At 70.5% G+C, this 20,584-nt stretch carries 27 protein-coding genes and 2 pseudogenes; 9 read left to right on the plus strand and 20 right to left on the minus strand.

Annotated elements, in window-relative coordinates:
* Positions 1-59: 59 nt before the first annotated feature.
* Positions 60-746, minus strand: coding sequence for a pyridoxamine 5'-phosphate oxidase family protein (locus OG828_RS41030; protein ID WP_328504006.1), 687 nt, complete (start codon positions 744-746; stop codon positions 60-62).
* 35 nt (positions 747-781) lie between these two features.
* Between OG828_RS41030 and OG828_RS41035 the strand changes: the two genes are divergently transcribed.
* Entirely contained in the window at positions 782-2,113 is a 1,332-nt protein-coding gene (locus tag OG828_RS41035; RefSeq protein WP_328504007.1) for an aminotransferase class I/II-fold pyridoxal phosphate-dependent enzyme, read from the plus strand.
* Positions 2,114-2,193: 80 nt separating this feature from the next.
* Here OG828_RS41035 and OG828_RS41040 read toward each other — a convergent pair whose 3' ends face one another.
* A complete protein-coding gene (locus OG828_RS41040) occupies positions 2,194-3,207 on the minus strand; it encodes a DMT family transporter (RefSeq protein ID WP_328504008.1) in 1,014 nt (337 codons plus the stop codon).
* A 75-nt stretch (positions 3,208-3,282) separates the two neighbouring features.
* On the opposite strand from OG828_RS41040, the gene OG828_RS41045 reads away from it, so the two are divergent.
* On the plus strand, positions 3,283-4,185 hold the full coding sequence (locus OG828_RS41045) for a LysR family transcriptional regulator (RefSeq protein WP_328441666.1): 903 nt from the start codon (positions 3,283-3,285) through the stop codon (positions 4,183-4,185).
* A gap of 93 nt (positions 4,186-4,278) precedes the next feature.
* Here OG828_RS41045 and OG828_RS41050 read toward each other — a convergent pair whose 3' ends face one another.
* Positions 4,279-4,746 (minus strand): pyridoxamine 5'-phosphate oxidase family protein, encoded by a 468-nt coding sequence (locus tag OG828_RS41050; RefSeq protein ID WP_328368586.1) that lies wholly within the window; start codon positions 4,744-4,746, stop codon positions 4,279-4,281.
* Between the two features lie 142 nt (positions 4,747-4,888).
* On the opposite strand from OG828_RS41050, the gene OG828_RS41055 reads away from it, so the two are divergent.
* Positions 4,889-5,539 carry a cysteine hydrolase gene (locus OG828_RS41055; protein ID WP_328504009.1) on the plus strand — a complete coding sequence of 217 codons (651 nt, stop codon included), beginning with the start codon at positions 4,889-4,891 and terminating at the stop codon, positions 5,537-5,539.
* Here OG828_RS41055 and OG828_RS41060 read toward each other — a convergent pair.
* Positions 5,526-6,020 carry a Rieske (2Fe-2S) protein gene (locus OG828_RS41060; RefSeq protein WP_328368591.1) on the minus strand — a complete coding sequence of 165 codons (495 nt, stop codon included), beginning with the start codon at positions 6,018-6,020 and terminating at the stop codon, positions 5,526-5,528. The genes OG828_RS41055 and OG828_RS41060 overlap by 14 nt on opposite strands.
* Before the next feature lie 253 nt (positions 6,021-6,273).
* Here OG828_RS41060 and OG828_RS41065 point away from each other — a divergent pair, with 253 nt between their 5' ends.
* From OG828_RS41065 to OG828_RS41075, 3 genes are all read left to right on the plus strand, one after another.
* Positions 6,274-7,038 (plus strand): GAF and ANTAR domain-containing protein, encoded by a 765-nt coding sequence (locus OG828_RS41065; protein WP_328504010.1) that lies wholly within the window; start codon positions 6,274-6,276, stop codon positions 7,036-7,038.
* A 51-nt stretch (positions 7,039-7,089) separates the two neighbouring features.
* Positions 7,090-7,827: a GAF domain-containing protein gene (locus tag OG828_RS41070; RefSeq protein WP_328504011.1), complete on the plus strand. Its 738-nt coding sequence runs from the start codon at positions 7,090-7,092 to the stop codon at positions 7,825-7,827.
* A gap of 229 nt (positions 7,828-8,056) precedes the next feature.
* Positions 8,057-8,260, plus strand: a complete 204-nt coding sequence (locus tag OG828_RS41075) for a cold-shock protein (protein WP_210570996.1) — start codon at positions 8,057-8,059, stop codon at positions 8,258-8,260.
* 89 nt (positions 8,261-8,349) lie between these two features.
* Here OG828_RS41075 and OG828_RS41080 read toward each other — a convergent pair whose 3' ends face one another.
* Positions 8,350-8,616, minus strand: a complete 267-nt coding sequence (locus OG828_RS41080; RefSeq protein WP_328368600.1) for a DUF6480 family protein — start codon at positions 8,614-8,616, stop codon at positions 8,350-8,352.
* 104 nt (positions 8,617-8,720) lie between these two features.
* Here OG828_RS41080 and OG828_RS41085 point away from each other — a divergent pair, with 104 nt between their 5' ends.
* Positions 8,721-9,224, plus strand: coding sequence for a DUF5709 domain-containing protein (locus OG828_RS41085; protein ID WP_328441669.1), 504 nt, complete (start codon positions 8,721-8,723; stop codon positions 9,222-9,224).
* 22 nt (positions 9,225-9,246) lie between these two features.
* Here OG828_RS41085 and OG828_RS41090 read toward each other — a convergent pair whose 3' ends face one another.
* Genes OG828_RS41090 through gvpO form a run of 10 tightly spaced genes read right to left on the minus strand, consistent with a single transcriptional unit; the run spans position 9,247 to position 14,293 of the window.
* Positions 9,247-9,531 carry a gas vesicle protein K gene (locus OG828_RS41090; RefSeq protein ID WP_210570998.1) on the minus strand — a complete coding sequence of 95 codons (285 nt, stop codon included), beginning with the start codon at positions 9,529-9,531 and terminating at the stop codon, positions 9,247-9,249.
* Complete coding sequence (locus OG828_RS41095; protein WP_328368606.1) at positions 9,528-9,716, minus strand: gas vesicle protein; 189 nt, start codon at positions 9,714-9,716, stop codon at positions 9,528-9,530. Before OG828_RS41095 ends, OG828_RS41090 begins: the two co-directional genes overlap by 4 nt.
* Positions 9,713-10,501 (minus strand): GvpL/GvpF family gas vesicle protein, encoded by a 789-nt coding sequence (locus OG828_RS41100; RefSeq protein WP_328504012.1) that lies wholly within the window; start codon positions 10,499-10,501, stop codon positions 9,713-9,715. The genes OG828_RS41095 and OG828_RS41100 overlap by 4 nt, the downstream gene beginning before the upstream one ends.
* Positions 10,498-10,866: a gas vesicle protein gene (locus tag OG828_RS41105; RefSeq protein WP_328368612.1), complete on the minus strand. Its 369-nt coding sequence runs from the start codon at positions 10,864-10,866 to the stop codon at positions 10,498-10,500. Before OG828_RS41105 ends, OG828_RS41100 begins: the two co-directional genes overlap by 4 nt.
* Positions 10,863-11,930, minus strand: a complete 1,068-nt coding sequence (locus tag OG828_RS41110) for an SRPBCC family protein (protein WP_328441671.1) — start codon at positions 11,928-11,930, stop codon at positions 10,863-10,865. The genes OG828_RS41105 and OG828_RS41110 overlap by 4 nt, the downstream gene beginning before the upstream one ends.
* Complete coding sequence (locus OG828_RS41115; RefSeq protein WP_328368617.1) at positions 11,927-12,496, minus strand: DNA primase; 570 nt, start codon at positions 12,494-12,496, stop codon at positions 11,927-11,929. The genes OG828_RS41110 and OG828_RS41115 overlap by 4 nt, the downstream gene beginning before the upstream one ends.
* Positions 12,493-12,756 (minus strand): gas vesicle protein GvpG, encoded by a 264-nt coding sequence (locus OG828_RS41120; RefSeq protein ID WP_328441673.1) that lies wholly within the window; start codon positions 12,754-12,756, stop codon positions 12,493-12,495. The genes OG828_RS41115 and OG828_RS41120 overlap by 4 nt, the downstream gene beginning before the upstream one ends.
* A 10-nt stretch (positions 12,757-12,766) precedes the next feature.
* The gene (locus OG828_RS41125; protein WP_328504013.1) at positions 12,767-13,516 is read right to left on the minus strand and encodes a GvpL/GvpF family gas vesicle protein; all 750 of its coding nucleotides are present in this window, start codon (positions 13,514-13,516) and stop codon (positions 12,767-12,769) included.
* Complete coding sequence (locus tag OG828_RS41130; protein WP_328441675.1) at positions 13,513-13,959, minus strand: gas vesicle structural protein GvpA; 447 nt, start codon at positions 13,957-13,959, stop codon at positions 13,513-13,515. The genes OG828_RS41125 and OG828_RS41130 overlap by 4 nt, the downstream gene beginning before the upstream one ends.
* A gap of 46 nt (positions 13,960-14,005) precedes the next feature.
* Positions 14,006-14,293, minus strand: a complete 288-nt coding sequence (gene gvpO / locus OG828_RS41135) for a gas vesicle protein GvpO (protein WP_328504014.1) — start codon at positions 14,291-14,293, stop codon at positions 14,006-14,008.
* A gap of 49 nt (positions 14,294-14,342) precedes the next feature.
* On the opposite strand from gvpO, the pseudogene OG828_RS49695 reads away from it, so the two are divergent.
* Together OG828_RS49695 and OG828_RS41140 are read left to right on the plus strand one after the other, a co-directional pair.
* A pseudogene (locus OG828_RS49695) lies at positions 14,343-14,522 on the plus strand (hypothetical protein); the annotation flags it as partial.
* Positions 14,523-14,607: 85 nt separating this feature from the next.
* On the plus strand, positions 14,608-14,985 hold the full coding sequence (locus OG828_RS41140; RefSeq protein ID WP_328504015.1) for a DUF6479 family protein: 378 nt from the start codon (positions 14,608-14,610) through the stop codon (positions 14,983-14,985).
* Between the two features lie 48 nt (positions 14,986-15,033).
* Here OG828_RS41140 and OG828_RS41145 read toward each other — a convergent pair whose 3' ends face one another.
* From OG828_RS41145 to OG828_RS41165, 5 genes and pseudogenes are all read right to left on the minus strand, one after another.
* The gene (locus OG828_RS41145) at positions 15,034-15,924 is read right to left on the minus strand and encodes an SDR family oxidoreductase (RefSeq protein WP_328504016.1); all 891 of its coding nucleotides are present in this window, start codon (positions 15,922-15,924) and stop codon (positions 15,034-15,036) included.
* A 115-nt stretch (positions 15,925-16,039) separates the two neighbouring features.
* Positions 16,040-17,059, minus strand: a complete 1,020-nt coding sequence (locus OG828_RS41150) for a sigma-70 family RNA polymerase sigma factor (protein WP_443062473.1) — start codon at positions 17,057-17,059, stop codon at positions 16,040-16,042.
* A 91-nt stretch (positions 17,060-17,150) separates the two neighbouring features.
* Complete coding sequence (locus OG828_RS41155) at positions 17,151-18,599, minus strand: FAD-dependent oxidoreductase (RefSeq protein WP_328504018.1); 1,449 nt, start codon at positions 18,597-18,599, stop codon at positions 17,151-17,153.
* 6 nt (positions 18,600-18,605) lie between these two features.
* Positions 18,606-19,841 carry a polysaccharide pyruvyl transferase family protein gene (locus OG828_RS41160; protein WP_328441679.1) on the minus strand — a complete coding sequence of 412 codons (1,236 nt, stop codon included), beginning with the start codon at positions 19,839-19,841 and terminating at the stop codon, positions 18,606-18,608.
* Positions 19,842-20,011: 170 nt separating this feature from the next.
* Positions 20,012-20,356 (minus strand): annotated as a pseudogene (locus OG828_RS41165) (glycosyltransferase family 2 protein); the annotation flags it as partial.
* Positions 20,357-20,584 lie beyond the last annotated feature (228 nt).

Raw genomic sequence — 20,584 nt, forward strand, 5'->3', positions numbered from 1 at the left:
GCGCCCCTTTCGGGGCGCTGGCCGTCCCGCATCTCGCTTGTCCCGGGCGTGGATCAGTGTCACAGGGTCGCCAGGTAGTCCGGGAGTTTGGTGTCGGGGGCCAGTTGGGCGTCGGCTACCGGGGTGTCGTAGCCCTTGCGCAGGGGGACTACTCCGGCCCAGTGGGGGAGGGTGAGGTCCTCGGGCTCGTCGTTCACGCCGCCGGTGCGGGCCTTGGCGGAGACCTCGTCGAGGTCTAGGCGGATGACGGCGGTGGCGGCCAGTTCCTTCTTGTTGGCGGGCCGGGCGTCGTTGGCGCGTCCGGGTACGACCTGGTCGACGAGGGCGTCTAGGGCGGCCCGCTTCTCCTCGGGGTCGGTGACGTCGTGGGCGATGCCGTGGACCACGACCGAGCGGTAGTTGATCGAGTGGTGGAAGGCCGAGCGGGCCAGGATGAGCGCGTCCACGTGCGTGACCGTCAGGCACACGGGGAGTCCCGGGTCGGTCTGGCCCGTCATCCGCAGGGGGCGGGAACCGGTCGAGCCGTGCACGTAGAGCCGCTCGCCGACCCGGGCGTACAGGGTGGGCAGCACCACCGGTGCTCCGTCGCGGACGAAGCCGAGGTGGCAGACATAGGCCTCGTCGAGTATCGCGTGCACCAGATCCCTGTCGTACGACGCCCGGTCGGCGGAGCGCGTGGGAACGGTGCGGTCGGTGGGTGTGTAGGCGGCCTGGTGTTGCGTCGGCTGCTGCTGGGTTCCCTGCATTGCGCCCTCTATTGCACTAGTGCATAATTGACTTTGTGCTAGAAGGATATCGGATCAGTGGGCGGCGCGCAGCCGAGATTGCGGCCAGCGTCGAGAGTGCGGTGGGTTCGGGCGGGCTGGAGCCGGGCCAACTGCTGCCGCCGATGCGGGAGTTGGCCGTCGAGCTGGGTGTGAACCCCAACACGGTCGCGGCGGCGTACCGCATCCTGCGTGAGCGCGGGGTTATCGAGACCGCCGGGCGTCGTGGCAGCCGCGTGCGGTCCAAGCCGGCCACCACGGGACGCGAGTACCTCCGGGTGGACGTGCCCGAGGGGGTGCGGGACGTGGCGAGCGGCAACCCCGATCCCGCGCTGCTGCCCTCGCTGGCCAAGGCGTTCGCGGTGGCCGCCGAGCAGGGCGACCGCGAACCCGTGCTGTACGGGGACGACCCGGTGGAGCCGGAGTTGGCCCGTCGCGTGCGGGCCGATCTGGACGCGGGCGGTGTGCCGGACGGGCCCCTCACGGTGACCTCCGGCTCCCTCGACGCCATCGAGCGTGTCCTGGCCGCCCACCTCAAGCCCGGGGACACGGTGGCCGTCGAGGACCCCGGCTGGGGCAGCCTGCTCGACCTCGTCCCGGCGCTCGGGCTGCGCACCGCCGCCGTCGGCGTCGACGACGAGGGGCCGCTCCCCGAAGACGTACGCCGTGTCCTCGAGGCCGGGGCGCGCGCTCTGATCGTCACCGACCGGGCGCAGAACCCGACCGGTGCAGCGGTGAGTGCGTCACGCGCGCGTGCCCTGCGTGCCGTGTTGCGTGAGCACCCGGACGTCCTGCTGATCGACGACGATCACGGGCACGGCATCGTCGACCTGCCTCTGCACACCCTCGCCGGTGTCACCGGCAGCTGGGCCTTCGTGCGCTCGGTCGCCAAGGCGTACGGCCCCGATCTGCGGCTCGCCGTGCTCACCGGGGACGCCGTCACCGTCGACCGGGTGTGCGGGCGGCACCGGCTCGGGCCCGGCTGGGTGAGTCGGATCACCCAGCGGGCCGTCGTACGGCTGTGGGCCGACGGCGCGGTGGACGCGCGCGCGGTGGCGGCGGCGTATGGGCGGCGCCGGGACGCGCTGATCGGTGCGCTCGCTGAGCGCGGGGTCGCCGCGTACGGGCGCAGCGGTCTGAACGTCTGGATTCCCGTGCCGGACGAGACCGGAGCGGTGGCCCGCCTGCTGCATGCCGGCTGGGCCGTCGCCCCTGGTGCTCGTTTCCGGATGAGCGCACCGCCGGGCATCCGTGTCACCGTCTCGACGCTGGCGGTGGACGAGACGGTGGGGCTGGCGGATGCGATCGCTTCAGCGGTGGGGCCGGCGCCGATCCGGAGCTACGTCTGAGGGCGACGCCGGGTGGTGCCGCGATGGGTAGTCGATCGTCTGCAGGTCCGTTGGGGCTGGTCGCGCAGTTCCCCGCGCCCCTATCGGGGCGCTGGTCGAACCGGAGCTGACTTCGTAGGGGCCGGTTGGCCCGGACTGCGCTCAGCCTCAGGCCGGGAGTCCCTCGCCCCTCGACTCCCCACAAATACCCGACCTCCCGCCTTCGGCCGCACCTGCGTCAGTGCCGCGCCCGCCAGGACCACGGCCGCTCCCACCGGTGTCCACCAGTTCAGTGTCTCGCCCAGGATCGCGACGCCTGCGGTCGTGGCGATGACGGGGATGAAGTACGTGACCATCGTGGCTGTGGTGGGGCCGACCTCGGCGACCAGGCCGTACTGGATCAGGAAGGCGAGGCCGGTGCCCAGTGTGCCCAGGGCTGCTATCGCCAGCAGCGGGCCTACGGCCACCTGTGTCGGCCAGGATGTGAACAGTGGGGTCACGACGGCCAGTTGCAGGGTGGCGAGCAGCAACTGGGCGCCGGTCAGTGAGAGATGCGAGTGGTCGGATCCGGCGAGGGTGCGGCGGACGTAGATCCAGCCGATCGGATAGCTCAGGGACGCTCCCAGTGCCATCGCCGTGCCCGTGGCGTCCAGGCCGTGGAAGCCCTGCCAGGCGCCGAGCACCGTGAGGACGCCGAGGAAGCCGAGGCCGAGACCGGCGACGCGGACCCGGGTGGGCCGGTCCTCGGAGAGGGCGACCAGGGAGAGGGCCATGCCCCACAGCGGCGAGGTGGCGTTGCAGATGCCGGCCAGGGTGGACGGGATGGTCAGCTCGGCGTAGGCGAAGAGCGAGAACGGCAGCGCGTTGAGCAGGAACGCGGCGACTGCGAGGTGCCCCCAGGTCCGCGGCTCGCGCGGCAGCCGCTGCCGCTTCATCGCCATCGCGGCCGCGAGCACCGCCGTCCCGAACACCAGCCGGCCCAGCGTGACCTGGAAGGGGGCATAGCCCTCGGTGCCCACCTTGATGAGCAGGAAGCTGAAGCCCCAGACCAGGGCGAGGACACCGAAGCGAAGCCGCCAGTCGAGGGCGGCGCGGACGGGAGTGGGGGTGCTCATGGCGACCAGGGTGGTGCACCAGGACCTCGTAGCACAACCTAGATTTTTCGCACGGTATCTCGTAGCATTGCTTACATGTTGAACCTGGAGCGCCTCCGCACGCTGGACGCCCTGGCCCGGCACGGCTCGGTCAGCGGTGCCGCCGAGGGCCTGCACATCACGACCTCGGCCGTCTCGCAGCAGATGTCCAAGCTGGAGCGCGAGGTCGGCCAGCAGCTCCTCGCCAAGAACGGCCGGGGTGTACGGCTCACGGACGCCGGCCGGCTCCTCGCCGAGCACGCGGCGCGCATCCTCTCCCAGGTGGAGCTCGCCCAGTCCGATCTGGAGGCGCAGCGCGGGCAGGTCGTCGGCGAGCTGCGGCTGGCCGCGTTCCCCACCGCCCTGCGCGGGTTGTTCCCCATAGCCCTCACCACCCTGCGTTCCCACCACCCCGCACTGCGCGTGCGCTCGCGGGAACTGGAGCCGGAGAACGGGGTCAACGCGGTGCTCCGGGGCGACGTGGACCTGGCCGTCGTCCTCGACTGGTACAACAAGCCGCTGCCCATGCCGCAGGGTCTCGCCAAGGCGTCGATCCTCGAGGATCCCGTCGGCGTCGCCATGCCGGACGGACATCCGCTCGCCGGGCGGGACGAGGTCGACCTGGAGGACTTCGCGGGTGACGAGTGGGTCGCCTGGCCCGAGGGCGAGTTCTGCCACGAGTGGCTGCTCTACACCCTGCGCGCCAAAGGCATCGAGCCCCGCATCGCCCATCGCGCCGAGGAGCACCACACCCAACTCGCCCTCGTCGCCGCCGGGTTGGGCGTCAGCGTCGCCCCCCGCCTCGGCCGCGACCCGATGCCCGCAGGCGTGCGCGCCGTGCCCGTACGGCACGGCGCCCAGCGGTACATCTACGCGGTATGGCGCGCGGACGCGGACCGCCGCCCGTCGATCCGGGCGGCGGTGGAGGCGCTGCAGGAGGCGGCCCTGAAGTTGGGGTAAGTTCAGCGCCCCCGAAGGGGCGCGGGGAACTGCGCGACCAGCCACGATGGCGCCGCAGACAAGCAACGACCCATCGTGGCACTGCCGGCGGAGCTACCCGTTACCCAACTTCCGGAAGTCCCAGGACACGATCTTCTCCGGCGTCAGCCGCACCCACGCGTGGCGTCCATCGTGCGGCATCTCCTCAAGGCCGAAGTTCTTCCGCGCGAACAGGGTCTCCGGGACGTCGAGTTCCGCCCGCAGCTCGCCGGTGCGCGGGCTCTCGCCCACGAAGTCGACGGTCCCGGACAGCTCGACGCCGCGCAGTTCGTCGTACTCCTCACCCGTGTCGACCACGATCGCGACCCGCGGGTCGCGCCGCAGATCGGTCCACCGCTTGCTGCGCACCACCGAGTACAGCCACATCGAGGTGCCGTCCCAGGCGAACCAGAGGGTGCTCACGTGCGGGGCGCCGTCGGCGGAGACGGTGGCGACCCTGCAGGTGCGCTGGCTGGTGAGGAACTCGTCCAGCTCGCCCGGTGTCATCATGATCTTCCGGCCCCGGCGCTGCGTGGCGGTCATGTGTCCCCCTCTTCTCTTCTCCCACGTCGTGTCAGAGGAGAGATCCTCTGACATCACGTCAGAAAAGGATGAGCGGTCTTCCTTCCCTGCGCAATGGTGGCTAGTCTCGCCCGCCCCATCAGGTCGGCGACAAGGGGGCACCATGCCGTCGCACGAACAGCTTCGCGAACTCCTCGACCCCGTGACCACCGTGCTGCTCACGGTCGAGTGCCAGCAGGGTGTCGTCGGCCCGGACAGCGCATTGCCGGACCTCGCGAAGGAGGCCCGCTCCTCCGGCGCCCTCGCCAACGTCGCCCGGCTGGTGGCGGGGGCGCACGAGAGCGGGGTACAGGTGATCCACGCGATCGCCGAACGCCGCCCGGACGGCCGGGGCGCGAGCCGTAACGCCCGGCTGTTCCGCGCCGCCGAACGGCTCCCCGTCCAGCAGCTCGCCGGCTCCACGGCGGTCCGGGTGGCGGCCCCGATCGAGGTCGCCGAGGAGGACTTCGTCGTACGACGGCTGCACGGGCTGTCGCCGGTCCAGGGCACCGAGGCCGACGCGCTGCTGCGCAACCTCGGCTGCCGCACCCTCATCGTCACCGGTGTCTCGGCCAACGTGGCCGTCCCCAATGCCGTCTTCGACGCGGTCAACCGCGGCTACACCGCCGTCGTGCCGACGGACGCCATCGCCGGGGTGCCCTCCGACTACACCCCGGCGATGATCCGCAACACCCTCGCATTGGTCGCCACGGTCGCGACCACGGACGAGGTGCTGGGCTGCTGGAAACGACCGCGCCCGGTCACGCGAGCGTGATCGAGTCCCCGGACACGGTGATCTCCTTGGCCTCCAGCGGCTTGGTGGCGGGACCCTTCTGCACACTGCCGTCGGCGATGGAGAAGGTACTGCCGTGGCAGGCGCAGGAGATGATGTCCTCTTTGAGGTCCGTCATCGGACAGCCCTGATGCGTGCAGATCGTCGAGTACGCCTTGTAGTCACCCGCCGCCGGCTGCGAGACCACGACCTTCTCGTCGGCGAAGACCTTGCCGCTGCCTTCCGGTATGTCGGAGGTCTTCGCGAGCGCGGCGCCGCCGGCGCCGCCGTCCGCCGCGGGGGAGCTGGCGTCGCCACCTCCAGCGGGGGAACTGGCGTCGGCGCCCTGCTCGGTGGACGAGCCGGACGCGTCGTCCTCCGACCCGCACGCGGTCAGCGCGACGGCGAGCCCCGCCGCGCCGACCGCCGCCACGACGGTACGGCGGCTCGGTGCCGACACCGGCTGAACTGATTCGCTGGTCATGCTGACGTTCCTTCCGGGTGTTCGTGAACTGCCGAGAGGTACGGCCCATGAGGACCGGCTGTTCAGACGCTGGGGAAATCCTGGCCCGTCTCCCGAGAGGTGCGGGTAAAGCGGAGCTGTCGGTTCCCTGTCGAGGGCTGTCGATCCGCTGTCGGCCCGGCTGGTGATCAGCGGCGCCGGACCTGACCATGGCTGTTGCCTGTGCCAAGATCGCGTGAAACCGTTGGTGGAGTGGCCGCGGGAGGTGATGGTCATGGCCGGGGACGACCTGTTGGGCGGGGGGAACGCGGAGCAGGATACGGATGTCGAGCGTGCCCGTATCGCCCACGCGCTCATCGCGGGAGTGCGCGGACTGCCCCCGCACGAGGTGCCCGACGGTCTGTGCCGTACCTGTGTCACCCTCCTCCCGGCGTTCTCGGGGCTGTCCGTCTCCGTGCTCGGGGACGGCGCGGACATGGGTGTCGTGCTGTGCGCCAGCGACGACGTGGCGGCCCGGCTGGCGGAGATCCAGTACACCCTGGGCGAAGGCCCGTGCCGGGAAGCGGTCCGGCTGCGGGCGCCCGTGTTCGCGTCGGACCTCGCGCGTGATCCGGACCGGCGTCGCTGGCCGCTCTTCTCCGACCAGGCGGTCAAAGCGGGCGTGGCCGCTGCCTTCTCGCTGCCGCTGGCGAGCCCCGGAAGCGCGCTGGGCACCCTGGACCTCTACCGGAAGACGCCGGGTTCGTTGAGCGCGGGCCATCTCCGCACGGCCATGCTGGTCGCCGACGCGGTCACCTTGGCCGTCATCGCTCTGGAGCACGCTTCCCCGGACCCGGAAGGAGTCGTAACGTGGCTGGCAGGAGCGGAATCGGACCGGGAGGAGGTGCATCAGGCCACCGGGATGATCATGATGCAGCTGGGAGTGAGCGCCGAGGAGGCGCTCCTGCGCCTGCGCGCGCGGGCCTTCACCCAGGGCCGTACCTCCACGGAAGTGGCCCGGGCGATCATCGACCGCAGCATGGACCTCCGCGATGACTGAACGGACGGTATACGTGCCGATCACCGTAACCACAGCGCCGGGGAGGCGAACATGAACCGCGAGCGCCAGCTGGCGCAGGCTTTCGTCGTCCTGGCGGACACCTATGCCGCGCAGTTCGACCCTTTGCATCTTTTCCATCGTCTGGTCCACGCTTGCCGCGACCTGCTGGACGTGGACGCCGCGGCCGTGATGATCGCGGACGCCCACGGCAGTCTGAAGAACATGGCGGCGACCGACGAGGACGCGGCCTTCGCCGAACTCCTGCAACTGCAGAACGGCCACGGCCCCTGCATGGACTGCTACCGCACCGGAAAGCCGGTGAGCGTTCCCGACATCACCACCGAACAGGACCATTGGCCGAAACTGGTCTCGGCGATGACCGAGAACGGGTACGAGTCCCTGCAGGCGATCCCGGTGCGTTTGCACGAGCGCCCGCTGGGAGCTCTCACGCTGCTGCGTCAGCGCTCGGGGCACCTCGTGGAGGACGACGTACATCTCGCGCAGGCCCTCGCTGATTCGGCCGCGCTGGGCCTGATGCACTGGTCCACGGAGCCGGCGCAAGTCGACGACGTGATCACCCGTGTGCAGAGCGTGATCGCGGCGAAGGCCACGCTGGAGATCGCCAAGGGCATGGTCGCGCAGTACGCGGGGTCCACGATCGGTGAGGCGGCCCGGTTGCTCAGCGCCTACGCGAGCCGGCGGCAGGTCCGTCTCACCGAGACCGCCCACGCCCTCGTCACTCGGACCATGACACCGGACGCCATCGTGGATGCCCAGCCTCGGACGTGACCTCGGCCGGGCCGGTGCCTTCTATGAGATGAACTCTGCGTTTCAGTGGCCGAGCGCCGCCAGTCGGTGTAGCGTCATGATCAGCAGTCGTGGTTCCGAAGTCCCGTTCGCCCGTGATTCGCAGTCACGGGCGTTTTTGCTGTTCAACGCCTCTCCGGACCAGGGCGATCACCTCCGGATCCCGCACGGTGCGGGGTCCGACACGAGTCCCGTCGAAGGAGACAGGCACATGGCTACAGGCACTGTGAAGTGGTTCAACGCCGAAAAGGGTTTCGGCTTCATCGAGCAGGACGGCGGCGGCCCCGACGTCTTCGCCCACTACTCGAACATCGCCGCCCAGGGCTTCCGTGAGCTCCAGGAAGGCCAGAAGGTGAAGTTCGACATCGCGCAGGGCCAGAAGGGCCCGCAGGCGGAGAACATCACTCCCGCCTGACGACGCACGAAGAAGCCCCGGCCTGTGAACTCACGGGCCGGGGCTTTCCCGTCTCGTCCCATCGCCAGACCCCGGCTCCACGCCGATCATCATGAGGTCGCCAGCACGACCACCATCGCCACCAGGCCGATGACGACGAGTGCGACGACGATCCAGATCAGTGTGAGAGGCGCGACGGCCCATCCCTTCTTCAGCGCTTCGCGCTCGGGAGCGCCGAGCCCCGAGACTCCGGACTCGGCGGGAGGTGCCGCACCGGGAGCCATCGAGGTGTCCTCCGGTACGGCCAGCCCTTCCACGGGCCGGGGGTCGGTCTCAGCCGCAGTGCCGTCGGCTCGGTGTGCGCGTTTGTCGTTCATGAGCTCTTCCCTTCGCCTCTGACGGGTTTCACGCGTTCGGCCAGCGGAAACCCGGTGCGAGCAGTGAGCGAGTCAGAGCCGTACGACTGCCTGAGGAGCACCGGATGCCCGACGAACAGCGTGAGTACGACGACGAGTCCATGGGCGACGAGGTGTACCAGCCCGACGATTCGGAGGTCCAGGACGATGCCGCGCTCATGGACCCGGAGGACACCCTGGACGACCGCGGTATCGCCCCGGCGATCGACGAGGGCTACTCCCCGCCCGAGAGGCCGCTGGCGGTGCAGCGCCGCGGTACCACGGCCGCCGAGCAGCGTGAGCGGGACCCGCTGGACGAGCGACTGCGGGCCGAGCGTCCCGACACGGAGCCGCCGCCGGGCGACGAGATCGGAGACGTACCTGACGGGGAAGGCGAGCCTGTCGACGCGGAGGCCGGTGACAGGCGTGCGGGACGGCTGACGGCTGCGGGTGGAGAGGCCGAGAGGCAGGACGACACCGTGGCCGAAGACGCCGGTATCGCCGGCGGCGCGGCATCCTCCGAAGAGGCCGCGATGCACGTCGTGGACAACCCGGGTGAGTCCGACGACGAGGGATCGCGGACCGCGTGACACCCGAGCGGCATGGCGCCTCTCACTCTCGAGGAAGCAGCGGCCCCAGTGGCCCGAGGTCCAGGTTGAGGTCCTCGGCGCGCAGCCCGTAGCGCTCGCGCAGCTCGGTCATGCGCTCCTCGAGCAACATCAGCGTGAGCCCGATGCGTTCCTCCTGGTCCTCGCTGAGATCACCCTGGTCGAAGCGGCGCAGGGCCTGGCGCTCCATCAGCTGGCGCAGCAACTCGACCACGGTGAGGACGAGTTTCACCAGGTCGCGTTCGACGGTGTCGGGCTCGAGGTCGAGTCGGTTACGGCGCTCGGTCACGGCGAGTCACCCCAGGGGGACGGCACTTGTCGGTTCACTGAGCTGATAAGGGCGTTGAGGTCGATACGGACGAGGTCGACGTCCGCGATGCGCAGAGTGATGTCCCCCGTGATGACCACCCCGCCGGCGAGCAGCCGGTCGAGCAGGTCCACGAGGGCCACCTCACGGCCCTCCACGACGGTCATGTGCTCGCCGCCTCCGCACCGCTGCCCTCGACGACGTCGACGAAGGAGTAGGCCGCCCACGGCCCGGTCAGCTCGATCCGGATTCCGCTCTCCCCGGTCTTGGTGCGGTCCAGGACGTCCATGAACTCCTCGGAGGCGGGACGGGGCACCAGATACGCGGCGTTGAGCACGTTCTGGCCCGAGGCCGAGGACAGGGCCGGGTTCTGCGGCGGATGCAGCCGGGTGCGCTCCGCGTGTGCGGAGAGCGCGGTGTGCAGCCGGTCGGCGAACCGTTCGGCCCGCTGCCAGGTGTCCTCGCGGGCCATGACCGATCGGCGCCGCTGCCGCAGGTAGTCGCGGCCCGAGGCCGGCCTGCTCGGAGGGCCGTCGCCCTCCGCCGGCTCAGCGTCGGGTTCGGCGTAGACCTTCACACCCCATTCGACGTGGCCCCGAAGCCGGTCGAGGGTGTCCCGGAAGTGCGCCTCCTGCTCCTCCATCATCACGCGTACACCCGTGTCGTCATGGAAGACGGTGGCGAGGCGCAGCGGCAGCGGGGTGGTGAGGGCCATGAGCGCGTGGATCACCCGCTCATGGGCTCGGGCGGTCTCGGTGAGCCAGTCGAGGTCCTCCAGGTGGGCGCGGAGCGGCTGCTCGGCGAAGTCCCGTTCGGGCACATGGCCGACCACGGCGACCAGGCCGAGGTGCGGGAACATGTGCGGCCGGTCGCCCGCGACGCCGGTGAGTCCGGCGGGGAGGGGGGCGCCGAGCGGCTCGCAGATCGCGTAGACATACCGCAGCTCGGTCATCCCGCGTCCCCTCCTCCGTCCTCGCGGGTGCGCTCGGCCCGGGCGGTGGGAGGCGCCGCCTCCAGCTCCTCCAGCCGCGCCAGCCGTTCACGCAACTCGGCGTTCTCGCGCGCGAGTTCGTTGCGGCGGGCGCGGGAGGAGAGGGCCGGGTCGTCCTCCCACCAGTCGATGCCCATCTCCTTGGCCTTGTCGACGGAGGCGACGATGAGGCGGAGCTTGACGGTGAGCAGTTCGATGTCGAGCAGGTTGATCCTGATGTCACCGGCGATCACGATGCCCTTGTCGAGGACACGTTCCAGGATGTCGGCGAGATTGCTGCTGCCGTCGTGTCCGTAGGGCTGCGGGAGCCGGCTCGGCGTGGTCATCGCCGGCTCCCGCCCTCGGCGTACTCCTCTTCGTCTTCGTACGCCTTCTCGTCCTCGGGCTCATCCTCCTCGTACTCGTCCTCGGGCTCCTCTTCGTAGTCGTCCTCCGCCTCGTCCTCCGCCTCGGGCTGCTCGTCGTCCTTCGCGCTCTCCTCGACTTCTTCGTACTCGTCCTCGTTCTCCTCCTCCGCGATTGCCTCCTCGTGGCTGCGGAGGACCTCGCCGTCGCTGATCTCGCCGCGCCAGCCGTCGGAGGCCTCGCCCTTGAGGGAGATGTAGCGGGCGTAGTTCTTGAGGTCGAGCCGGGCCCGGCGGCCCTGGGCACGCCAGAGGTTGCCGGTCTTCTCGAAGAGGCCCTTGGGGTAGTACTCGATCACCAGCAGGACGCGCGTGAGGTTGTCCGCGAGGCGGTGGAAGGACACGACGCCCTTCGTCGTGCCCTTGGCGCCCTCCGACGACCAGATGATCCGGTCGTCCGGGACCTGTTCGGTGGTCTTCGCCTTCCAGCTGCGGTTGGACCAGAAGACCTTCAGTTGCCAGTCCGACTGGGTGTCGTCCGCGCGGCTCGCGCTCTGGACACCCTTGGCGAAGGTGCTGAACTCCTGGTACTGCGTCCACTGGTCGTAGGCGGTGCGCACCGGCACGCCGACGTCGACCTGCTCGATGATGACGGTCGGCTTGTTGCCCGCGCCGCCCTTGCGCTTGCCCTTGCCGCCGCCGAGGTCCTTCAGCGCGCCGACGACGTTGTCCTTCGCCCCGGAGACGCCCAGTTCCAGGGCGGAGCGCAACGGGCCCTTGCCCTCGGTGACCTTGCGGCCACCGTCCAGTGCGAGCTTGGCGAAGCCGGGGCTGTTGCCCTCCGCGATGTCGTTGAGCTTGGCGGTGGTCTCGCCGAGCTTGCGGCCGACGCCGACGAGCAGGCGCTCGGCCTGCGCGGAGACGTACTCCTGCACCTCCGCCTTGAGCCGGTCGGCGGCCTCGCTCTGGGCGAGACCGGACAGCGGAGTCGTACTGGTGGCCTTGCCGGCTGTGTCAGTGGCCGTGGATGCCGGGTTCGGAGTCATCGCTCGCCGCCTCCTTTCCCTTCCGTGGCCCGCGAGGCGGTCCTGGCGGCCGTCTTCCGGGCGCCCGAGGTCTTCTTCGTGGCCGTCTTCCGGGCGGGCGCCTTGCGCGCGGCGTTCCTGGCGGTCTTGGAGGCGTTCCTGGAGGCACTCTTCTTCGCCGGCGCCTTCCTGGCGGTGCTCTCGCGTGACGTCTCCTCGTCCTGGCTCTCGTCCTCGTCGCTCTCGTCCTCGTCGTGGCCGGTCCCCACGACACCCGCGAGCTGATCGCGGACATCGGCGGTACGGCCGTGCAGACGGTCGGCGAGCGCGTTCATCTGCCGCTCGACCAGCGCGCCCGAGGCGGCCTTGCCGACGCCGCTCAGGTCCTGGCGGAGTTCGTCGCCGATCTGCTTGAACTGCGGGTTGTCCTTGAGCTGCCGCGAGACCAGGTCCACCACGGCGCCGGGGCCCGGCGTCAGTCGCTTGCCCGCGATCAACGTGCCCGCGGCCATCGCCAGTTTGAGCTTCTTGGTGCGCCCGAGGACGTACCCGGCCCCGACCGCGAGGCCGATGAGTGTCCGGTTCATGGTGTCGTCCTGTCGTCGGTTCCGAAGCTTCGGTGTGTGGCCGTCTCCAGCCGGTCGAGAAGTTCGTCCTCCAGCCGGTCGAACTCCTCCTCGGTGATCTCGCCGGCCTCCAGCAGCTTCTCCAGGCGCGCGAGTTCGGCCTGGATCGTCGCGGGGTCGTAGTAGATGCGCTCGGCTTCCCGCACCACCTGTTCGATGACCCACACGCTGCCGCGCACGGGGGCGAACGGCAGGAGAAGCACTTCCGAGATCAGTCCCACGATGTGCCTTCTAACCGTCGGTGCCGGCGGGTCCGTCCGGACCCGGCTCGACGAAGCTGTACGGAGGCAGTGGTCCGTTGACGCTCATTTCGAGGTGCGGGCCGGCCGCGCGCAACTCCTCCACCTTCTCCAGGAAGCCGGCGGCCGAGTCCCGTTCCACCAGGAAGGAGATGTTGGCCAGCCATCCGGTCGATCCGGGGCCGGGACTGGTCGCCGCGGCGAGGGGCGCGAGGGCTTCCTGCACGGCTGCCGCGTCCTGGACCTCCCGTGCCTGTACGGCGGCGGCGATCATCTCGCCGAGCCGGAGCCGCTGCTCGTGGCTGCCTCCGCCGGCCTGCCGGTTGGCGTCGGCGAGAGCCCGCAGCTCGGGGTCGTCGGCCAGCACCTGGCGCAGTACCTCCTCCTCCACGTGGGAGGCCTTGAGGTTGTACTCGACCTTGCCGTCGAGTGCCCTGAGCCGCTCCTCGTAGTGGCTCGCGCGCTCGGCGAGGATCTCGGTGACCTTGCTGTCGTCGGGGGCCACACTGCCGAACCGCATGGGCAGCACACAGCCGGTGGCGCCGGTCTCGGCGAGCACGTTCTGGTGGGCGAGGAGCTCGCGCCGCTTGGGGCGCAGGTCCTCCGGTGCGTCGCTGACGACCGCAGCGAGTTCACCCTCCTTGAGCACGCGCACCGGCCGCGGCGGATCGCCCACGCCGTCCAGGCCCTCGGGGAGGGCGGGGTGCGACCGCGTGGTGATGCCGTAGACGTAGGTGCTCACTCCTCTTCCTCCCTCTCCCTGCGACGCGCGGCTGTGCTCTTGCGCGTCCGCGGCCGGGGCTCCTGCTCCCTCTCCTTCGAGGAGCCCTCGTCACGGGCCTGCCGGAAGGCGTCGGAGATCGTCTCCGCGGCACCGGACAGCGCGCCCTTGGACTTGCCGTGGGCGCCGGATTCGGTGATCTCGCCGACCATGTCGGGCAGGCCGGGGCTCTTGCGGGGGCCCGCCTCCAGGTCGAGGCGGTTGCACGCCTCGGCGAAGCGGAGATAGGTGTCGACGCTGGCCACGACGACCCGTATGTCGATCTTGAGGATCTCGATGCCGACCAGCGAGACACGTATGAACGCGTCGATGACGAGTCCCCGGTCGAGGACGAGTTCCAGTACGTCGTAGAGGCTGCTGCTGCCTCCTCCTCCGCCGGCTTGTTGTGCCGGGACAACGGTCATGACTGCCGTCCTCCTTACCGGGGAAGGGCTCGCCGCGGGCGGCGGCCTACCGGCCGCCGGAGCGGTCCGAGTCGGACCGCCCCCGCTCGTAGCGGCGGACGCGCCGGTATCCGGTGAGCTGTCCCTGTTCATCGAGGTCGACCTGATAGCTCGCCATGAGGCTCATCGTCTCCGGGACCCGGGCGAGTTCGAGGACCTCGATCGCCAGGGACCAGCCGCCGTCCGTCTTCTCGAAGGACGAGACGGTCTCCGCAGTCATGCCGGTCATGTCGCCGAGTTGGTCGCGCGCCTGGCGCAGGACCTCTGCCGGCGTGGGCCGGTCGTCGTCCGTCATGGCGTCGTCCTTGCGCGGTCTACCGTGATATGTGATTTCTGTGAGGTTTATGAGGTTTCGTCCATCTCCAACCGTATTCGAGTGGCCCGAAGCGTCTTGGCTAAACCTTGCGGGGATACACAGCAGACCCAGAAAGACGAGGGAGGGCTTCTGGATGCGCCACCGGGCCGGGCTGCGGAAGGCGTTTCCCGACCACTGGTCGTTCCTGCTGGGCGAGATCGCGCTGTACAGAGCGACTGGAGGAAGGCGCCCCCGCCGTCGGAGGGGGGCGACGCCGTCAGTATCTACAGCCCGAGCCTGGGTACCCGGGCCCAATGAACGCCATCGCATACGCCATCCCAGACCAAGCGGCCGCTTCGAATCCGGCCGGCCTGATCGCCGTCCTCATCGGTGGCCTCCTCGTCGCCGGCGCCCTGGTGTGGGCCGTACGGCTCGGCATCAAGGTACGGCGCCGCGAACCGGGCCCTCCGGGGCCTCATGAGCAGCCCTCGGTGCCGAGCACCGGACCGGTCCGCGAGACCCGGGAGGTGCGGGAGGAGAACGAGGTCCCCCAGGCAGGGGACAGGACCGAGCGGCTCACCCCGCACGGGCTCCAGCCGTCCGGCAGCAAACGCAGCGAGACTCAGAAACGCCGCCGGTGGAATCCGGGCTCCAGCGGCGGGTTCGGCAGCGGAGGCCCGGGCAGGACGTAACCGTCCGACGCGGTCCGGCACGCTGCCGGACCGCGTCGAGGGACTCGGCTACGGAAGTGGCGTCCCGCCTGTCGCGTTGAGGATCTCCGCGGTGATGAAGCTGGCCTCCTGAGAGGCGAGGTAGACGTACGCGGGAGCCAGTTCGGCGGGTTGGGCCGGGCGTCCCAGGGGGCTCTGCCTGCCGAACTCGGCCGTGTCGGGCATCGTCGCGGGGATCAACGGCGTCCACACCGGCCCCGGGGCGACCGCGTTGACGCGGATACCTCGGTCGACGATCATCTGGGCCAGCCCCTGGGTGAAGGCCACGATCGCGGCTTTCGTCATCGCGTAGTCCAGCAGGTGCGGGCTGGGCTTGTAGGCCTGCACCGACGTGGAGTTGATGACGCTGCCGCCCTCGGGAATGTGCGGCAGGGCGAATTTCGTCAGCCAGAACATGCCGTAGAGGTTGGTGCGCATCACCCGGTCGAACTGCTCGGTCGGGATCGCCTCGATGCCGTCGGGCTGGGACATCTGGTAGGCGGCGTTGTTCACCAGGACGTCGATGCGCCCGAACTCCCCGACGGCACGCTCGATCAGGGCCCGGCAGTTGTCCTCCTCGCGGATGTCGCAGGAGACGGCGACCGCCTTGGGGCCGGCCTTCTCCACGAGACGCGACGTTTCGCGGGCCTCGTCCGCCTCCTCCTCGAGGTAGGTGAAGAGCACGTCGGCACCCTCCCGGGCGAAGGCCAGGGCCACGGCCCGCCCGATGCCGGAGTCGCCGCCGGTGATGACGGTTGCGCGGCCTTCCAGCCGGCCGGTGCCTTGGTAGCTCTCCTCGCCGTGGTCGGGCGGCGGGTCCATCGGCCCGGTCCATCCGGGGTGCGGCTGGTCCTGAGAGGGGAATTCGGGGCGTGGGTGCTGGGTGGCCGGGTTCTGCTGGGCGTGCTGCGGATCGGTCACGACGACCTCCTGACCGCTGGACGGGCGTGAACCCTGACCGGGTTCCCGCCTCACCCCGACCGAAAGCCCGTCGTGGACGCGCGTCGGCGGCGCATCAGAACGCCTCCCGCAGGGCTCAGCTCGCCCACGTCAGCAGGCGCTGTCCCGTCTCGGGGGCCCGTAGCCTCGCCAGGGACTGCTTCTCCAGCTGGCGTACGCGCTCGCGGGTGAGGCCCACGTGCCGTGCGACCTGTTCGAGGGTGCGCTGCTCTCCGTCGTGCAGGCCGTAGCGGAGGCTGAGGATCATGGCCTCGCGGGGCGCGAGGGTGCCGATGGCCCTCCGCAGGTCCTGCGCCAGAGCCTGGTACTCGGCGATGTCCGCGGCCTGCAGCACCTCGGTGTCGGGGATGAGGTCGCCGATCACCGTCTCACCGGTTTCGTCGACCGGCGTGTCCAGGCTGACCGCGTGCCGCCCGACGCGGCGCAGCCAGTCGACCCGGGACTCAGCGAAGCCGCTCTCCCGGGCGACCTCCTCGGCGGTGGGCTCACGGCCCAGGTCGAGCTGCAGGCGCCGTTCGATCTTGCCGAGCTTCCGCAGCTCCTCCACCACGTGCATCGGCAGCCGTACGGTCCGGGCGTGCTGGGCGAGGCCCCGCTCGATCGCCTGGCGGATCCACCAGGTCGCGTACGTGGAGAACTTGAAGCCCTTGGTGTGGTCGAACTTCTCCACCGCCCGGATCAGCCCCAGGTTGCCCTCCTGGATGACGTCGAGCAGGGGCACACCCCGGTGGGCGTGCCGCTTGGCCATCGCCACCACGAGCCGGAGGTTGGCCCGGATCATGTGGTCCTTGGCGGCCTTGCCGTCGCGGGCGACAGCGTCGAGTTCCCGGCGCAGCTCCGGCGCCAGATCGCGCTCGCCGGCGTCGGCCTCCCGCAGCTCCTCGGCGGCCCGCACTCCCGCCTCGATGCGCTGGGCCAGCCGTACCTCGTCCTCCGCGGTGAGCAGTGGGGTCGCCGCGATCTGGGCCAGGTACTGGCCGAGCAGATCCGGTTCCTCGTCGGGTTCGGGGACCCGGCCGCGCGAGCGTGCGGTGCGTGTGGAGGCGCGGCGGCTCACTCGGGGTTCCATCGCGGGAGTCTGTGTCAGGGGAGGCATCCTCACGGCCTTTCGTCCGTTCTGGTCGCCTTCATTGCCTGTTGTCCGGGTACCCGAGGACCCCGCGAGGAACCGGCTGGGGTCGGCTCAGTCAGCGCCGCACGGGGTCCCGGGGCTCCAGCCGCAGATGGGCGCCCTGGCGCTTGAGCGCGCGCTGGACGAGGTGGCACGGCACGTCGCGGGGACTGCGGCCGAGACGGACGGACAGCGCGGCGCAGACACCGGCCGCCTGGCCGGTGGCCATCGCGATGGGCATGACACGGTACGACGAGTGAGCCACGTGCGAGCCGGAGATACAGCGTCCGGCGACCAGCAGCCGGTCGGTGTCGCGGGGCAGCAGACAGCGCAGGGGGATGTCGTAGAAGCTGCCCCGGGGGACGCGCTTGAGGACGGTGCCCCTGCCGCGGGGGTTGTGGATGTCGACGGGGTAGGCGCCGTGCGCCACGGCGTCGGGGAAGGAACGCGCCGCGAGGATGTCGTGTCCGGTCAGGTGGTACTCGCCGAGGATGCGCCGCGTCTCCCGCACTCCGATCTGGACGCCGCTCTGTGCCACGTACGCCTTCTTGAAACCCGGCACGCGCCCGCGCAGGAAGCGGTCGATCTGTTCCAGCTGGCGGCGTGCGGCGTACTCGGCCCGGCTGAGGTCCCACACGTCGGTGCCGAGCGCCCGGGTGACCCGGGTGCTGTTGACGCTCACCTCGCGGGGATGCGGGGTGCCGAAGAACAGGATGTCCTCGCGGGGCAGACGCAGTTCGCCCGCTTCGGTGGCCTCCTGGACGAGGTCCCACAGACCGTGCACGCCCCGCCACTGGTCGGGGTGCTCGCTGACGTACTCGGCGAAACGCGGCTGCAGGAAGTCGACGACGCGGAACATCAGCGTCATCGGCTGCACCAGCCCGTCCTCCGGCCGGCCGATCTCGTACGGCGCTCCGCACGCGGCGGCGATGTCGCCGTCCCCCGTCCCGTCGACGACGACGCCGGCGTCGATCACGACCGGCCCGGACTTGGTCTCGAAGACCACCCGCCAGCCGTCGTCGAGGGGCAGCGCGGCGGAGGCGAAGGAGTGGAACAGCATGCGCACACCCGCCTCGTCGAGCAGGTCGAGGAGGACGAGTTTGTAGAGCTCCGGATCGAACGGCACCGTGTAGCCGGTGTCGGGGGAGGGCGGGATGCAGCCGCCGCGTGCGGTGAGCCGGTCCAGCAGGAGCCATAGGAATCCGGCCACCACCGGCTCGCCCTCGCCGTGGTCGGTGGGCAGCAGCCGGCGGCCGTGTCCGCCGCGCTCGTCGAACACGGCCTGTTTCTGCTCGTTGTGGAACGACATCAGCGGCATCACCAAGGCCACGGTGGCGTTGCCGCCGAGGAAGCCGTAGCGCTCCACGAGGACGACCTCGGCGCCGGCATCGGCCGCAGCGTAGGCCGCGGCGGTGCCGGCCGGGCCGCCGCCGACGACCAGGACGTCGGTGCGGCCTCCGTGGCGGGCCGCACGCGGGGGAAGGGTGACGGTCCGAGCGGGTCGGAGTGGTTCCAGGATCGGCATCGCACGTCACATCCCGTGGTTCCTGAGGTCGTCCGTCCGGGAACCGTGGGTCAGGACCAGGTCGGCGTCCTGTGCCCGCCGTGTCTCGCGCGCACCGCCGTCGAGGGAGTCCAGGAGGGTTCCGCAGCGGGCGCAGGTCTCCCGGGCCAGGGCCCGCAGCCCCTGAACCCGGCTGTTCAGGTCCTCGTGCCGCCGGGGGAACTCGTCCCAGAGCCGGTCCACTTCGGCGAGCAGGAGCCCGGCCTGCTCCCGCGCCACACCGACGAGCGCGGGCGCCCCCGTACGGCGGGCGAAGTCGAAGACCTTGCCCGAGTAGGGCAGCGGCAGCACGGGCAGGCCGGACAGCGCGGCGAACATCACGAAGTGCAGGCGCATGCCGACGACCATGTCCAGGTGGCTCATGAAGCCGAGGATCTCGCCGGGGCTGTAGGAGTTGTGCAGGATGCGGCCCAGGTCCGGAGCGCTCATCCGCGACAGCACGCCGTGCGCGTGCCGCACGTCCTCGCGTTCCATCGGCACGAAGACCACGTGCGCCTCCAGGCGGCGGGCGAGGAAGTCCGCGACATCGGCCAGGAGCGCGTGGTAGTCGTCCTCGTCGAGCTTCTCCGCCGCCCGGCCGGGCTCGCGCACGGACATCCCGACCAGCCGGGCATCGGTGGGCAGGCCCTCCTGCCGCATCATCTGCCCGGTGAAGGGTTCCGGCGTGAGCAGCAGCGCCGGGTCGGCGCTGACGGTGAGCTCGCACTCGACGCCGACCTCCTCCAGGACGAGCCGGGACTCCTCGTCCCGGACCACGACGTCGGTCATCTGGGGCAGCACGCCGCGTACGGCCTCCCGGTCGTCCGCCTCACGCAGCGGGCCCGCGCCGATCGCGTAGGCGAAGGTGGGCACGCCGCGCTCATGTGCCGCCCGCACCAGCCGCAGATAGCGCCGCGCCTCCCCGTCGTAGAGGATCCCGCCGCCGCCCAGCACCAGCAGGTCCAGTCCCGCGACGGCGTCGAGCACGGGCTTCTGCGGGACACCCTCCCAGTCGACGACCTCGTCCGCTTCCCGCTGATGGGCGCGGGTGTGTTCGGCGTTCCGGCTGAAGACGACGAGTCGGGCACCCGGCCGGTGGGCGCGCAGGCAACTCAGCACACACAGCAGAATCGCTTCGTCGCCGATGTTGCGCCCGCCGTACGAGCCGAGCAGGCCGATCCGCAGATCGGACGCTTCAGGCGACGGGCGCTGGTTGATCGTCATCCGGAGCTCCTGTTCCAAGGAGACGGGGGACCCGCGGCGCGGTCCGGCTGGACGCGTCGGGCCCGAGTTGCCCGGGACGTTCGGAGGAAACCTCACGCGAGACTTCCAGAGGCCGCCGGTCCGGCGGCGGACACGGGGGAGCGCTCCGCCCGTAGGGACAGTATGGGCGCTCACCCGACGTACCTGCGTGCGGACGACGTGCGCTGGGCCTGCTGGAGTGCCGTCAGCCGGTCCTCGATCTCCGGCGGCACCGGGTCTCGCTGCCGCAGTACCCACGGCAGACCGGCCGCCGCACTGGCGAAGGCGCGGGCCGAGGCCACGTCGCGGGGGACCGTGGCCATCAGATAGGCCGTACGCCGCAGGGCCGGCAGGAGCGGGCGGCGCAGCCAGGTGAACCAGAGCGTGTTGCGCAGCCCCAGGATCCTGCGTGCCGTGCTGTCCCGCAGCACGGAGGCCTTGTGATGGACGGTCAGCTCCTCGGCGTAGCTCAGCCACCAGCCCTGCCGCTGCAGATCGGTATCGGTGGCCAGCAGTGAAAGAACAGGTCGCCGGTGGCGCTGAGGAGCAGAACCGCCCTGCCGGATCGCCGATCGCCGGCGACGCAATGACACGGAGTTCGTGGGTCAGTTGTCTTCACACGTTGATTCCCACCATGCGCCGGTTCACAGGCACTCGCGACTCCCGTGTGGAGCCGCCGACCGCGGGCACTCGGAGTCGGCGGCGGGTCCGTCCGGACCGCCGCA

Source organism: Streptomyces sp. NBC_00457, assembly GCF_036014015.1.
Taxonomy (GTDB): Bacteria; Actinomycetota; Actinomycetes; order Streptomycetales; family Streptomycetaceae; genus Streptomyces.